The sequence below is a fragment of the Streptomyces asoensis genome (assembly GCF_016860545.1).
GTDB lineage: Bacteria > Actinomycetota > Actinomycetes > Streptomycetales > Streptomycetaceae > Streptomyces > Streptomyces asoensis.
In genome coordinates this window covers 1,012,791-1,026,436 of the sequence record NZ_BNEB01000005.1, presented here as the reverse complement: position 1 = coordinate 1,026,436, position 13,646 = coordinate 1,012,791, and the positions used below count along the sequence as shown (strand labels likewise).

The window sequence follows — 13,646 nt, the reverse complement described above, 5'->3', positions numbered from 1 at the left end:
ACCTGACGGCCCGGCCCCGCGGGGCCCCGCCACGGGCCCTCGCCGATCGAGGGCGTCGTGCCGGGCCCCGGCCCGGTCCGAGGGGCGCGGGGAACCGCGCGCCCGGTCAGCCACGGACCCGCACCGCGAGCACCGCCCCCGCCCCGCTCGGCGCGACCGCGCGGGGGCGCGCCCTCACCGCTCGAGCAGCATCCGCTGCAACTCCCTGGCGGCCCGCGGCGGGGCCACGTCACTGCGGTGCGCCAGCCCGATCGTGCGATACAGCCCCGGCCGGGCCAGCGGAGTGACCCGCAGCCCGCGCGCGGATCGAGCCGCCACCATCCGGGGTACCACCGCGACACCCAGCCCCGCCCGCACGAAACCCAGCACGGCGTCCATCTCGCCGCCCTCCACCGCGAAGTCCGGCTCGAACCCCTCGGCCCGGCAGGCGGCCACGGTCAGTTCCCGCAGGTCGTAGCCGTGCCGGAACATCACGAGGCGCTCGCCCTCCAGATCGGCGATCCGTACGGTGCGCCGGCCGTGCCCCGGACGGGGGGCGTCCGGGCAGGACACCACGACCAGGTCCTCGCGCAGCAGCTCCACCGTCGTCAGCGCGGGGGACGCGGTCGGCAGCGGCAGCACGATCAGCGCGAGATCGAGGGCGCCGCGGGCCAGTTCCCGTACGAGGTCGTGCGAGCCGCCCTCCTCGATCAGCAGCCGGATGCCGGGGTAGCGGTCGTGAAAGGCGCGCAGCACGTCGGGCAGCAGGCCCGTGCACAGACTGGGCGTGGCCCCCAGCCGGACCCGTCCGCCGCGCAGTCCCACCAGTTCCTGCACCTCGTAGCGCGCGGTCTCGGTGTCCGCGAGGATGCGCCGGGCCAGCGGCAGCAGCGCCTCGCCCGCGTCGGTGAGGGTGATGTTGCCCCGCGCGCGCTGGAACAGATCGGCGCCCAACTCCCGCTCCAGCGCCTTGATCTGCTGGGACAGCGACGGCTGCGCGACATGCACGAGCTCGGCGGCCCGGGTGAAATGCCGGGTCTCGGCCACGGCCACGAAGTACTGGAGCTGCTGGAACTGCATGCCTCATGATAGGCGCAGGCTATGGAAACGAGCCGGACCATGTCTTGGACCGATGGGGACTTCCGGCCCTAGCGTCTTGAGACATGGCTCTGGCAACACGGACGGACCGACGGCCGTCGACGGCGCGCACGGTGTGGGACTCCACCGTCGGCAAGAAGACGGTGATGGCCGTCAGCGGCCTGATCATGCTGCTGTACCTGGTGGTCCACATGATCGGGAACCTGAAGATCTTCTTCGGGGCGGGCGAGTTCAACCACTACGCGCACTGGCTGCGCACCGTCGGTGAACCGTTCATGCACTACGAGTGGACGCTGTGGCTGATCCGCGTGGTGCTCGTGGCCGCCGTCGTCGCCCACGCCACCTGCGCGTACCAGCTCAGCCGGCGCGACATCCGGGCGCGCCCGAGCAAGTACGTGCACAGCAGGCCCCGGGCGAGTTACGCCACCCGCACCATGCGCTGGGGCGGGATCATCCTCGCCCTGTTCATCGTCTGGCACCTCCTGGACCTGACGACCGGCACGGTCCACAGCGGCGGCTTCCAGGAGGGCCACCCGTACCAGAACGTCGTGGACACCTTCTCCACCTGGTACGGCAACACCGTGTACATCGTGGCGATGCTCGCCCTCGGCCTGCACGTCCGGCACGGGTTCTGGGCCGCCGCCCAGACCCTCGGCGCCGGCAGCCGCACCCGCGACCGTGCCCTGAGGGCCACGGCCGACGTCCTCGCGCTGCTGCTCACGGCCGGTTTCATCGCCGTCCCCGTGGGCGTCATGACCGGAGTGGTGAACTGAACATGACCTACACCGACTACCGCACCGGCGAACCCCTCGCCGACACCAAGGCCCCCGCGGGCCCCGTGGCCGAGCGCTGGGACAGGCGCCGCTTCGAGGCCGGGCTGGTCAACCCCGCCAACCGGCGCAAGCACACGGTGATCGTCGTGGGCACCGGGCTCGCGGGCGGCTCGGCCGGCGCCACCCTCGCCGAACAGGGCTACCACGTCGTCCAGTTCTGCTATCAGGACTCCCCGCGGCGCGCGCACTCCATCGCCGCGCAGGGCGGCATCAACGCGGCGAAGAACTACCGCAACGACGGGGACTCCGTCCACCGCCTCTTCTACGACACCGTCAAGGGCGGCGACTTCCGGGCGCGGGAGTCGAACGTGCACCGGCTGGCGCAGATCTCGGTCGAGATCATCGACCAGTGCGTGGCGCAGGGCGTGCCCTTCGCCCGCGAGTACGGCGGTCTGCTCGACACCCGCTCCTTCGGCGGCGTCCAGGTCTCACGGACCTTCTACGCCCGCGGCCAGACGGGCCAGCAACTGCTGCTCGGCGCCTACCAGGCACTGTCCCGGCAGATCGCCGCCGGGAACGTGGAGATGCATCCGCGGACCGAGATGCTCGACCTGATCGTGATCGACGGCCGGGCCCGGGGGATCGTCGCCCGGGACCTGATCACCGGCAGGATCGACACGTACTTCGCGGACGCCGTCGTCCTCGCGAGCGGCGGCTACGGCAACGTCTTCTACCTGTCGACCAACGCCATGAACTCCAACGCCACCGCGATCTGGCGGGCGCACCGGCGCGGCGCCTGGTTCGCCAACCCCTGCTTCACACAGATCCACCCCACCTGCATCCCGCGCACCGGCGACCACCAGTCGAAGCTGACCCTGATGAGCGAGTCGCTGCGCAACGACGGCCGGATCTGGGTGCCCAAGTCCCCGGGCGACGACCGGCCGCCGAACCGGATCCCCGAGGACGAGCGCGACTACTACCTGGAGCGCATCTACCCCTCCTTCGGCAACCTGGTCCCGCGTGACATCGCCTCCCGCGCCGCGAAGAACGTCTGCGACGAGGGCAGGGGCGTCGGCCCCGGCGGACAGGGCGTGTACCTCGACTTCGCCGACGCCATCGGGCGCATGGGGCGCGGCGCCGTCGAGGCCAAGTACGGCAACCTCTTCGACATGTACCAGCGGATCACCGACGAGGATCCGTACGAGGTCCCGATGCGGATCTACCCGGCCGTGCACTACACGATGGGCGGGCTGTGGGTCGACTACGACCTCCAGACCACCGTCCCCGGCCTGTTCGCGATCGGCGAGGCCAACTTCTCCGACCACGGCGCCAACCGGCTCGGCGCGAGCGCCCTCATGCAGGGCCTGGCCGACGGCTACTTCGTCCTCCCGGCGACCATCAACGACTACCTGGCCCGCCATCGGGGCCAGGACGTGATCACCGACGAACACCCGGTCGTGCAGGAGGTGCTGGCCGAGACCCAGGACCGGCTCAACCTGCTCCTGTCCGTGGACGGCGACCGCACCCCCGACTCCTTCCACCGCGAACTAGGCGAGCTGATGTGGGAGTTCTGCGGCATGGCCCGCAGCGACTTTGGACTGCGCAAGGCCCTCGGCCGCATCCCGCAGATCCGCGAGGAGTTCTGGCGGCGCATCAAGGTCCCGGGAACGGGCGAGGAGTTCAACCAGTCCCTGGAGAAGGCGAACCGGATCGTCGACTACCTGGAGCTCGCCGAGCTGATGTGCCTCGACGCACTGCACCGTGCCGAGTCCTGCGGCGGTCACTTCCGCGAGGAGTCGCAGACCCCGGACGGCGAGGCGGCCCGCCGCGACGACGCGTTCGGGTACGCGGCCGCCTGGGAGTTCACCGGGACGGGCGAGGCGCCGTCCCTGCACCGGGAAGACCTGGTCTTCGAGTACGTCCACCCCACCCAGCGGAGCTACGCATGAGGCTCAACCTGCGCGTCTGGCGGCAGAAGAACGCGGACGCCGACGGCGCCATGTCCACGTACGAGGTGGACGGCATCTCTCCCGACATGTCCTTCCTCGAAATGCTGGACACCCTCAACGAGGAACTCATCCTGCGCGGCGACGACCCGGTCGCCTTCGACCACGACTGCCGTGAGGGCATCTGCGGCGCGTGCTCGCTCGTCATCGACGGCGAGGCACACGGACCGGAGCGGACCACCACCTGCCAGCTGCACATGCGGTCCTTCCGGGACGGCGACACCATCGACGTCGAGCCGTGGCGGGCCGCCGCCTTCCCGGTCGTCAAGGACCTGGTCGTCGACCGCAGCGCCTTCGACCGGATCATCCAGGCCGGCGGCTACGTCACCGCGCCCACCGGCGCCGCCCCCGAGGCGCACGCGACACCGGTGCCCAAGCCCGACGCCGACCTCGCCTTCGAGCACGCCGAGTGCATCGGCTGCGGGGCGTGCGTGGCGGCCTGTCCGAACGGGGCCGCCATGCTGTTCACCTCCGCGAAGGTCAACCACCTCAACGTGCTGCCGCAGGGCGCGCCCGAGCGGGAGACCCGGGTGCTGGACATGGTCGCGCAGATGGACGAGGAGGGGTTCGGCGGCTGCACGCTCGCCGGGGAGTGCGCGACGGCCTGCCCCAAGGGCATCCCGCTGACGTCCATCACCGGGATGAACAAGGAGTGGCTGCGGGCCACGAGGAAGGTCTCGAAGCGGTAGTTCCCGCCGGGCGGCGCCGCCGCCGGGACAAGACGTTCGCCGAGCGGTGCGGACGGGCGGGGCCGGGAGTGGTGCTCATCCCCGGCCCCGCCAGGCATCCGGGGCGTGGGCCGTACGGTGACGCCCGGCATTCAGCAGCCGCACATCCACGGTCCCCGCGCCGGTCACGCCGAGGCCAGCCGGGCGCGGAAGAAAGCAGGTGCGCACTCCCGCGCACCGTCCCCAGCTTCTTCCGCCCGGCGCAGGAGACCTCCATGACCGCCATGCCCCTCTCGCCCCCCGCCCTCGCCGTCCCGCCCGGCGGTTCCGGCTACGTCGTGTCGCTCGCCCGTGACGAGGACGACGTCCGGGCCGCGCAGCGGCTGCGCCACCAGGTGTTCGCCGGTGAACTCGGCGCCCGGCTCGACGGCCCGGAACCCGGCCTGGACACGGACGCCTTCGACGCCTGCTGCGACCACCTGCTCATCCGCGACAACGCCACCGGTGACGTGGTCGGCACCTACCGGCTGCTGCCGCCCGAGCGCGCCGCGATCGCCGGACGGCTCTACTCCGAGGGCGAGTTCGACCTCGGTCCGCTCGACGCGATCCGGTCGAGCCTGGTCGAGGTCGGCCGCTCGTGCGTGCACCCCGACCACCGCGACGGCGCCGTCATCGGACTGATCTGGGCCGGGATAGCCCGCTACATGGTGGACCGGGGCCACGAGTGGCTGGCCGGCTGCTGCTCCGTCCCGCTGGCCGACGGCGGCACCCTGGCGGCGGCCACCTGGGCCCGGGTGCGTGACCGGCACCTGGCGCCGCCGGAGTACCGGGTGCGGCCCCTGCGGCCGTGGATCCCGGACACCGCGGGACGGGCCGCCCGCACCGAACTCCCGGCTCTGCTGCGCGGCTACCTGCGGCTCGGCGCCTGGGTGTGCGGGGAGCCCGCCCACGACCCCGACTTCGGCGTCGCCGACCTGTACGTGCTGCTGCCGATGAGCCGGGTCGACCCCCGCTACCTGCGCCACTTCCTCTCCCTCGTCCCGGCCTGATGAGCGTCTGGCTGCCCAGCGCGCCCTGCACCCCGCGGGCGTGCGTGGAGACGACGGCGGCCCGCACGGGCGCGCCCCTGGCCGTACTGCGGCTCACGGCGGTGGTCGCGCTGGTCCTCGCCGGGGCGGTGCTGGCACCGGTCAGCGGCCGCGTCCCGGCCCGCGCCGTGCGCTGGTGGAGCCGGTCGGTCGTCCGGGCGGCGGGGGTCCGGCTCCGGATCACCGGCGCGACGGCGTCCACGGGCACCGGTCTGCTCCTGGTCGCCAACCACATCTCCTGGCTGGACATCCCGCTGCTGGCGGCCGTGCGCCCGGCCCGCATGCTCGCCAAGGCCGAGATCCGGCGCTGGCCGGTGGCGGGCGCGCTCGTCGCCCGCGCCGGTGTCCTGTTCATCGACCGCGACAGGCTGCGCGCGCTGCCGGCCACGGTCGCCCGGATCGCCGCCGCGCTGCGCGCCGGGCACGCGGTCGCGGTCTTCCCCGAGGGCAGCACCTGGTGCGGCCGGGCCCAGGGGCACTTCCGGCGGGCGGTGTTCCAGGCCGCGCTGGACGCCGGGGTGCCGGTGCAGCCCGTGCGCATCGGCTACCGGGACCGCGCCGGAGCGGCCGGGACCGTGGCGGCGTTCGTCGGCGAGGACCCGCTGCTCGCCTCTCTGTGGCGTGTGGTGACCGCGCGCGGCCTGGTGGCGGAGGTGGAGGTGCGGCCCCCGCTCGCCCCGGCCGCCCACCCCGACCGCACGTCCCTGGCCGCGGCGGCCGCGGCGCAGGTGAGCGCCGGGGAGGTGGCCGGACGCCCGCCGCACGTGCCGGGCCGCGGCTCCGGGCGGGGTGAGCGGGCCCCGGACGACGCGGGTGCGGGCCGCGGTCCGGTGCGGGAGCGGCGGGCCGCCGGTCAGGGGGAGCGGAGCCGGGGCCTCGCGGGCCCCGCGGGGCACCGGCACGGCGCGGCCGCGGTCGGCGGGCGGGAGGCCGGTCCCGAGGCAATTCCCGGCGCGCGAGGGGCCGTCGGGGCGTACTGATGGGATCATGACGCCCCGACCTCCGAGGGGAGCAGGCGTGAACGGAAGCCCGGCCGGCCGGACCGTACTCGTGACGGGAGGCAGCGGCTTCGTGGCCGCCCATCTCGTACGGCAGCTCCTCGAGCGCGGCCACCACGTGCACACCACGGTGCGTGCCACGGCCGACGCCGCCAAGCTCCGGCCGCTGCACGCCCTCGGGGAGTCCCACCCCGGCCGCCTGGAGCTCTTCGAGGCCGATCTGCTGACGGAGGGGTCCTTCGACGAGGCCATGAAGGGCTGCTCGGTGGTCTTCCACGTGGCCTCGCCCTTCCTGATGCCGGAGAAGATCAAGGACGGCCGGCGGGACATGGTGGAGCCGGCCCTGACGGGCACCCGCACCGTCCTGGCGGCGATCGCCCGCACGGAGACGGTCGAACGCCTCGTGTTCACCTCGACGGTGGGCGCGATCTTCGGCGACTACGCCGACGTCCGGGAGATGGACGACCGCACGCTGTCCGAGAAGTACTTCAACACCAGCAGCACCCTGGAGAACAACCCGTACCACTACGCCAAGACGCTGGCCGAGCGGGCCGCCTGGGAGGCGGAGGCCGCCCAGAGCCGCTGGCGGATGGTCTCCGTCAACCCCGGCCTGATCCTGGGCCCCTCCCTCACCCCCGCCTCGGACTCCGGCAGCCTGTTCCTCCTGGACGAACTGTTCAAGGGGTACTTCTTCTACGGCGCCCCGGACTTCAGTTTCACCACGGCCGACGTACGGGACGTGGCGGCCGCCCACATCGCGGCGGCCGAGCTCCCCGGGGCGCACGGCCGCTACATCGTCGCCGCGCCGGAGATGACCTCCTTCCACGAGATGTCGGTGATCCTGCGCAGGCACCACCCGCGCGACCGGCGGCTGCCGAGGACCGCGCTCCCGCACTGGCCGGTCCGCATCCTCGGCCCCGCCTTCGGCCTCTCCCAGGAGTACATCCGCCACCACCTCGGCATCCGCTTCCGCGTGGACAACCGCAGGAGCACCGAGGAACTGGGCCTCACCTACCGCCCGATCGAGGAGACCCTCGTCGACCACTACCGGGCCTGGCGGGAACAGCGGATCTAGAGACCCAGCGCCTTGCGCAGATAGGGGGCCGTCGCGCTCTCCCGGGCTTCCGCCACCTCCCGGGGCGTCCCCGTCGCCACGATCAGGCCGCCCCGCCCGCCGCCCCCGGGACCGAGGTCGATCACCCGGTCCGCGCCCGCCACCACGGACATGTCGTGCTCGACGACGACCACCGTGTGGCCCGCGTCGACCAGACCGTGCAACTGGCGCATGAGGACCTCCACATCGGCGGGGTGCAGACCCGTCGTCGGTTCGTCGAGGAGGTAGAGCGTGTGGCCGCGGCGGCCGCGCTGCAACTCGGAGGCCAGCTTGATGCGCTGGGCCTCACCGCCGGAGAGTTCCGTCGCGGGCTGCCCGAGCCGCAGATAGCCGAGCCCGACGTCGAGGAGGGTGACCAGAGCGCGCGAGACGGCCGGGACGTCGGCGAAGAAGTCCGCCGCCGACTCCACCGTCAGGTCCAGCACCTGCGCGATGTCAAGGCCCCGGTAGGTCACTTCGAGCGTCCCCGGGTTGTAGCGGGCGCCGCCGCACAGGGGACAGGGCGCGTACGTGCTGGGCAGGAAGAGCAGTTCGACGCTCACGAAGCCCTCGCCCTGGCAGGTCTCGCAGCGCCCGCCGGCCACGTTGAACGAGAAGCGGCCGGCGCCGTAGCCCCTCGCCCGGGCCGCGTCCGTCGCCGCGAAGACCTTGCGGACCGTGTCGAACAGGCCCGTGTAGGTGGCCAGGTTCGACCGCGGGGTGCGACCGATCGGCTTCTGGTCGACCGCGACCAGCCGCCCCACGCCCGGCAGGTCCTGCGTGATCTCCGCGATGAGCGTCGACTTCCCCGAGCCCGACACCCCGGTCACCGCCGTGAACACCCCGAGCCCGAACTCCGCCGTCACCCCGCGCAGGTTGTGGCGGTCCACCGGCCCCACCGTCAACCGGCCGCGGGCGGTGCGCACGTCGCGGGCGGGAGCCGGGGAGCGGTCGAACAGGAACCGGGCCGTCGCCGACTCCCGCACCGACGCAAGCTCCGCGACCGGGCCGCTGTGCAGCACCCGTCCGCCGTGCTCGCCGGCTCGTGGGCCCACGTCCACCAGCCAGTCGGCGGCACGCATCACGTCCAGCTGGTGCTCCACCACGAACACCGAGTTCCCCGCCGCTTTCAGCCGCTCCAGCACCGTGAGCAGCGCCCGGGTGTCCGCGGGGTGCAGACCCGCCGACGGCTCGTCGAGGACGTACACCACCCCGAACAGACCGGAGCGCAACTGCGTGGCGAGTCGCAGCCGTTGCAGCTCGCCCGCCGACACGGTGGGGGTGGCCCGGTCCAGGCTCAGATAGCCGAGGCCCAGTTCGACGACGGGAGCGATCCGGGACTTGAGGTCGTCGGTGAGGACACGGGACGCCTCGGACGTCGCGTCGAGGAGCCCGGCCAGCTCCACCAGCGGCAGCGCCGCCAGTTCCGCGATCGTACGGCCCGCGAAGGTCACGGCGAGCGCCTCGGGCCGCAGGCGGCCGCCCCCGCACGCCGGACAGGGGGCCGCCGTCAGGAAGCGTTCCGCCCGGGCCCGCAGCGCCGGGCTGCGGGAGTCCGAGAAGGTCTTCATCACATAGCGGTGGGCGCTCATGTACGTGCCCTGGTAGGGGCGTTGGATGCGGTCCGCGTCCCGCACCGGGTGGACCGTCACCACCGGCTGCTCGTCGGTGAACAGGATCCACCGCCGCTGCCCGGCGGGCAGGTCGCGCCACGGCACGTCCACGTCGTGCCCGAGCGCGTCGAGGATGTCCCGCAGGTTCTTGCCCTGCCAGGCGCCCGGCCAGGCGGCGATCGCGCCCTCCCGGACGGACAGCGACGGGTCCGGTACCAGCGACTCCTCGGTGGTGCGGTGCACCTCGCCCAGCCCGTGGCACTCGGGGCAGGCTCCTGCCGCCGTGTTCGGGGAGAAGGAGTCCGAGTCGAGGCGCTCCGCCCCCGGCGGGTAGTCGCCCGCGCGGGAGAAGAGCATCCGCAGCGAGTTCGACAGGTTGGTGACGGTGCCCACCGACGAACGCGAGGTGGGTCCCGAGCGGCGCTGCTGGAGCGAGACCGCCGGGGGCAGGCCGGTGATCTCGCCGACCTTCGGCGCGCCGACCTGGTGGATCAGCCGGCGCGCGTACGGGGCGACCGACTCGAAGTAGCGGCGCTGGGCCTCCGCGTACACCGTGCCGAACGCCAGCGACGACTTCCCCGAGCCGGACACACCGGTGAACACGGCCACCACGTCCCGCGGGATGTCGACGTCCACGCCCCGCAGGTTGTGCTCGCGGGCTCCGCGGACCCGGACGAAGCCGTCCCGCACGGGCGGCTCGGCGCCGTGCGGCTCGTGTGGGCTCGGCATGGGGGACTCCGTACGGGTCGCGGCCGCGCGGGTGGGGCCGACGGGACAAACCCCGCAATCCTATGCGCGCGGATCCGGCGCGGCGCGGCGACCGGCGGTCAGACGGCGCCCCGCCGCACCCGCACGATCCCCGCGAGCCGCCGGTAGGAGTCCAGCAGCGCCGCACGGTCGTAGGTGCTGGTGGTCACCAGGACCTCCTGCGCCCCCGTCTCCCTCAGCACCGTCTCCAGCTCCTGCGCCACCTGCTCCTCGGTGCCCGCGAGCTGTCCGGTGAGGCCGGCCTCGTAGAAGCCCCGTTCCTTCGCCGCCATCTCCCGTGCCTCGGCCTCCTGTGCCGGCGGCAGCGGGGGGAAGGTGCCGTGGGTGCGCGAGTGGGCCATCGACCAGGCCTCCGGGACCAGCAGCCGCCGCGCCGCCTCGGGCGTCGCGGCCACGGCGACCGTCCCGGAGACGACGACGTAGGGTTCCCGCGCCCAGGGGGAGGGGCGGAAGGCCTCCCGGTACCGGTCGATGCCGCGCCGCATCCTCGCCCGGTCGCGCAGGTCGCCGATGACCATCGGCAGGCCCGCGCGGGCCGCGATCCGCGCGCCCTCGCCCATGGCCAGCACGAAGGGCGGCACGCGCAGCCCCTCCGAGGGCTGTGCGCGCACGCCCGTCGGTGAGCCGCCGAGGAACCAGCCGAGCAGTTCCCGCAGCTGTTCCGCGAAGTCGTCCGCGTCGTCCTTGTCGCGGCCCAGCGCCCGGCGCACCCCGTCGGTGAACCCCACCGAGCGGCCCAGCCCCATGTCGACGCGCCCGGGGAAGAGGGACTCCAGGACGCCGAACTGCTCGGCCACCACCAGAGGCCGGTGGTTGGGCAGCATCACCCCGCCGGTGCCGACCCGGATCCGGTCGGTGGCGCCGGCCACGGCGGCGGCCAGCACGGTGGGCGCGGACCCGGCGACGCCCGGCACACCGTGGTGCTCCGAGACCCAGAACCGGTGATAGCCGAGCGCCTCGGCTTCGCGTGCCAGCCGCACGGTGTCCCGCAGCGCCTCGGCGCCGGTGTGCCCCTCGCGCGTGCGCGAGCGGTCGAGGACGGAGAAACGGGTCGAGGCGATCAGCGAGCTCATACGGAGGTCAACGCCGTGCGGCGCCCGGGATTCCGCGTACCGCCGCGCCGTGCCCGGGATCACCCGCCGGGCCGTGCCGCGGCCCCGGGCGCGCGGGTCCGTCCAGGGGGTGTCAGGCACCCCCTAGGGTGGGCGGCGTGACCGACAGCAGCAAGCGGCCCCTCGCCGTCTTCGACCTGGACAACACCCTCGCCGACACCGCCCACCGGCAGCGGTTCCTGGAGCGCAGGCCGCGCGACTGGAACGCGTTCTTCGCGGCCGCCCCGCAGGACCCGCCGCTCGCGGAGGGCGTGGCGCTGGTGCTGGCCGAGGCCGAGGAGTGCGACATCGTCTACCTCACCGGCCGGCCCGAGCGCTGCCGGCGGGACACGCTGGAATGGCTCGCCGCGCAGGGGCTCCCGCAGGGCGCGCTGCACATGCGGCGCAACGACGACCGCAGGCCGGCCCGGCACACCAAGCTGGAGACGCTCCGCCGGCTGGCCCGCAACCGCGCGGTGCGGGTCCTGGTGGACGACGACGAGCTGGTGTGTGGCGACGCCGAACGGGCCGGCTTCACCGTCGTCCTGGCGCGCTGGACCGCCCCCTCGGGAGAGCTCGAGCAGGCGCAGGAGGGGGAGGGGCGCACCTGAGGCGGGGAGCACCCTTCAGGGCGGCCCGGGGGTCCGTGCCCGGCGCCCGGCCGTCACTCCGACCCGTCGAGGCGGAAGCCGACCTTCAGACCCACCTGCCAGTGCGCGATGTCGCCGTTCTCGATCTGCCCGCGCACCTGGGTCACCTCGAACCAGTCCAGGTTGCGCAGCGTCTGCGAGGCGCGGGTGATGCCGTTGCGGATGGCGTGGTCGACGCCGTCCGGGGAGGTGCCGACGATCTCCGTGACCCGGTAGGTGTGGTTCGACATCAGGGTGCTCCTCTCGACCGTGACGGCCTCGTCACGTGTGTCACGCGTCACTCCACCGTGCCCCAAGCTGCGGCGGAGCGCGAGGCGTCGGAGCGGACCGGTTCGTTCCGCCCTGCCCCTCTTGACCCACGCATTGGTCCATACCAAAATCCGGGACACCCGCGCGAGCGCCGCGCTCGTCCCCCACGCCGGGCCCCTCGCCCCTGTCCGCCGGGCAGAACAGGACCTCCGTGAGACGTCGCCTCCTCGCCCTCCTCTGCGTGTCCGCCTCCCTCCTGACCGCCTGCGGTGTCGTGCCCGGGTCGGGGGAGCCCGACCGGCGCACGGTCACCGTGTGGCTGATGAAGGACAGTGCCTCGCAGGAGTTCCTGGACCGGTTCACCGAGGACTTCGAGCAGGGCCACCCGGACCTCCGCCTCGACATCCGCATCCAGGAATGGACGGGCATCGGCGGCAAGGTGCGGGCCGCGCTGAAGGCCGGGGACGCGGACGGCACGGGGGACGGGGCGGACGCGGGGAGCGGGCCGGACGTCATCGAGGTGGGCAACACCCAGGTCCCGCAGTACGTCGACGACCGCGGACTGCTCGACCTGACCCTGGAGTCCGTCGCGAAATGGGGCGGGGACGAGTGGCTGCCCGGCCTCGCCGAACCGGGACAGCAGCGCTTCCACCAGTACGGCATCCCCTGGTACGCGGCCAACCGCGTCGTCATCTACCGCAAGGACCTCTTCGAGCGGGCCGGGATCACCGCCCCGCCCCGCACCCGCGCCGCATGGCTCGCCGCCACGGAGAGACTGAACGCCGACGGCCGTCAGGGCATCTACCTGGCCGGGCAGGACTGGTACACCCTCGCCGGGTTCGTCTGGGACGAGGGCGGGGACCTCGCCACGGAGAGCGGCGGCCGCTGGAAGGGCGCCCTCGACACCCCGGCCGCGCTGCGCGGCATGGACTTCTACCGCCGCCTCCAGGCGCTCGGTGCCGGTCCCGTGGCCGCGGACGAGGAACACCCGCCCCAGGCCGGGGTGTTCGCCGGGGGCAAGGTGGCGCAGATCGTCGCCGTGCCCGGTCTCGCCAAGGCGGTCGTGCAGCAGAACCCGGCCCTGGAGGGCCAGTTGGGATTCTTCCCGGTGCCCGGCAAGAGCGCGGACGCGCCCGGCGCCGTCTTCACCGGCGGCTCCGACCTCGTCGTGCCCCGCACCACCGACGACAAGAAGGGCGCCGTCGCCGTGGTCGCCGCGCTGACCGGCGCGAAGTGGGCCACCGAACTGGCCCGCACCATGAACTACGTGCCCAACAAGGCGAAGCTGGCGAAGGCGGTGGCCGGCGGGGAAGGGGTCGCGGCCATGGCGGCGGGGGCCGCGCACGGCCGCGCGACCCCCAGCACACCCGAGTGGGCCGCCGTCGAGGCGGACAACCCGATCAAGGACTACATGACGAAGGTGCTCACCGGCGGCGACCCGGCGACCGAGGCCCGCCGCGCCACCCGCCGGATCACGCAGGCGCTCACGGTGAGCTTCTGACGGCCGCGCGGCGCCCGGCGGCGGGCACCCGCCACACCACCGGGCACCCGCCGCACCGTCGGGCGCGCGGC

At 73.5% G+C, this 13,646-nt stretch carries 12 protein-coding genes; 8 read left to right on the top strand and 4 right to left on the bottom strand.

Features of this window, described 5'->3' with window-relative positions; genetic code table 11:
- Positions 1-174: 174 nt before the first annotated feature.
- Positions 175-1,059 carry a LysR family transcriptional regulator gene (locus tag Saso_RS27585; RefSeq protein WP_189924323.1) on the bottom strand — a complete coding sequence of 295 codons (885 nt, stop codon included), beginning with the start codon at positions 1,057-1,059 and terminating at the stop codon, positions 175-177.
- A gap of 83 nt (positions 1,060-1,142) precedes the next feature.
- Here Saso_RS27585 and Saso_RS27580 point away from each other — a divergent pair, with 83 nt between their 5' ends.
- The 6 genes from Saso_RS27580 to Saso_RS27555 all read left to right on the top strand — a co-directional run bounded on the left by Saso_RS27580 (position 1,143) and on the right by Saso_RS27555 (position 7,685).
- Complete coding sequence (locus Saso_RS27580; protein ID WP_189924325.1) at positions 1,143-1,850, top strand: succinate dehydrogenase; 708 nt, start codon at positions 1,143-1,145, stop codon at positions 1,848-1,850.
- Positions 1,851-1,852: 2 nt separating this feature from the next.
- Positions 1,853-3,799: a fumarate reductase/succinate dehydrogenase flavoprotein subunit gene (locus tag Saso_RS27575; RefSeq protein WP_189924326.1), complete on the top strand. Its 1,947-nt coding sequence runs from the start codon at positions 1,853-1,855 to the stop codon at positions 3,797-3,799.
- On the top strand, positions 3,796-4,545 hold the full coding sequence (locus tag Saso_RS27570; RefSeq protein ID WP_189924328.1) for a succinate dehydrogenase/fumarate reductase iron-sulfur subunit: 750 nt from the start codon (positions 3,796-3,798) through the stop codon (positions 4,543-4,545). Before Saso_RS27575 ends, Saso_RS27570 begins: the two co-directional genes overlap by 4 nt.
- 263 nt (positions 4,546-4,808) lie before the next feature.
- On the top strand, positions 4,809-5,573 hold the full coding sequence (locus tag Saso_RS27565) for a GNAT family N-acetyltransferase (RefSeq protein ID WP_372442540.1): 765 nt from the start codon (positions 4,809-4,811) through the stop codon (positions 5,571-5,573).
- Complete coding sequence (locus tag Saso_RS27560; protein ID WP_189924331.1) at positions 5,573-6,592, top strand: lysophospholipid acyltransferase family protein; 1,020 nt, start codon at positions 5,573-5,575, stop codon at positions 6,590-6,592. Before Saso_RS27565 ends, Saso_RS27560 begins: the two co-directional genes overlap by 1 nt.
- A 7-nt stretch (positions 6,593-6,599) precedes the next feature.
- Positions 6,600-7,685 carry an NAD-dependent epimerase/dehydratase family protein gene (locus Saso_RS27555; protein ID WP_189924333.1) on the top strand — a complete coding sequence of 362 codons (1,086 nt, stop codon included), beginning with the start codon at positions 6,600-6,602 and terminating at the stop codon, positions 7,683-7,685.
- Here the strand turns inward: Saso_RS27555 and Saso_RS27550 are convergent.
- Together Saso_RS27550 and Saso_RS27545 are read right to left on the bottom strand one after the other, a co-directional pair.
- Positions 7,682-10,045, bottom strand: a complete 2,364-nt coding sequence (locus Saso_RS27550; protein ID WP_189924335.1) for an ATP-binding cassette domain-containing protein — start codon at positions 10,043-10,045, stop codon at positions 7,682-7,684. The two genes, Saso_RS27555 and Saso_RS27550, sit on opposite strands and share 4 nt — an antisense overlap.
- 98 nt (positions 10,046-10,143) lie before the next feature.
- Positions 10,144-11,157, bottom strand: coding sequence for an LLM class flavin-dependent oxidoreductase (locus tag Saso_RS27545; RefSeq protein WP_189924337.1), 1,014 nt, complete (start codon positions 11,155-11,157; stop codon positions 10,144-10,146).
- 137 nt (positions 11,158-11,294) lie between these two features.
- On the opposite strand from Saso_RS27545, the gene Saso_RS27540 reads away from it, so the two are divergent.
- Positions 11,295-11,786 (top strand): phosphatase domain-containing protein, encoded by a 492-nt coding sequence (locus Saso_RS27540; RefSeq protein WP_189924339.1) that lies wholly within the window; start codon positions 11,295-11,297, stop codon positions 11,784-11,786.
- 53 nt (positions 11,787-11,839) lie between these two features.
- Here Saso_RS27540 and Saso_RS27535 read toward each other — a convergent pair whose 3' ends face one another.
- A complete protein-coding gene (locus Saso_RS27535; protein ID WP_189924341.1) occupies positions 11,840-12,055 on the bottom strand; it encodes a dodecin in 216 nt (71 codons plus the stop codon).
- A gap of 230 nt (positions 12,056-12,285) precedes the next feature.
- On the opposite strand from Saso_RS27535, the gene Saso_RS27530 reads away from it, so the two are divergent.
- Positions 12,286-13,575 carry an extracellular solute-binding protein gene (locus Saso_RS27530; protein ID WP_189924343.1) on the top strand — a complete coding sequence of 430 codons (1,290 nt, stop codon included), beginning with the start codon at positions 12,286-12,288 and terminating at the stop codon, positions 13,573-13,575.
- Positions 13,576-13,646 lie beyond the last annotated feature (71 nt).

What these genes read in the sequence shown, in the direction of transcription:
- Saso_RS27550 (WP_189924335.1), bottom strand. Translation starts at nt 10,045, where the DNA reads ATGCCGAGCCCACACGAGCCGCACGGCGCCGAGCCGCCCGTGCGGGAC.
- Saso_RS27585 (WP_189924323.1), bottom strand. Translation starts at nt 1,059, where the DNA reads ATGCAGTTCCAGCAGCTCCAGTACTTCGTGGCCGTGGCCGAGACCCGG.
- Saso_RS27535 (WP_189924341.1), bottom strand. Translation starts at nt 12,055, where the DNA reads ATGTCGAACCACACCTACCGGGTCACGGAGATCGTCGGCACCTCCCCG.
- Saso_RS27560 (WP_189924331.1), top strand. Translation starts at nt 5,573, where the DNA reads ATGAGCGTCTGGCTGCCCAGCGCGCCCTGCACCCCGCGGGCGTGCGTG.
- Saso_RS27565 (WP_372442540.1), top strand. Translation starts at nt 4,809, where the DNA reads ATGCCCCTCTCGCCCCCCGCCCTCGCCGTCCCGCCCGGCGGTTCCGGC.
- Saso_RS27545 (WP_189924337.1), bottom strand. Translation starts at nt 11,157, where the DNA reads ATGAGCTCGCTGATCGCCTCGACCCGTTTCTCCGTCCTCGACCGCTCG.
- Saso_RS27570 (WP_189924328.1), top strand. Translation starts at nt 3,796, where the DNA reads ATGAGGCTCAACCTGCGCGTCTGGCGGCAGAAGAACGCGGACGCCGAC.
- Saso_RS27580 (WP_189924325.1), top strand. Translation starts at nt 1,143, where the DNA reads ATGGCTCTGGCAACACGGACGGACCGACGGCCGTCGACGGCGCGCACG.
- Saso_RS27575 (WP_189924326.1), top strand. Translation starts at nt 1,853, where the DNA reads ATGACCTACACCGACTACCGCACCGGCGAACCCCTCGCCGACACCAAG.
- Saso_RS27555 (WP_189924333.1), top strand. Translation starts at nt 6,600, where the DNA reads ATGACGCCCCGACCTCCGAGGGGAGCAGGCGTGAACGGAAGCCCGGCC.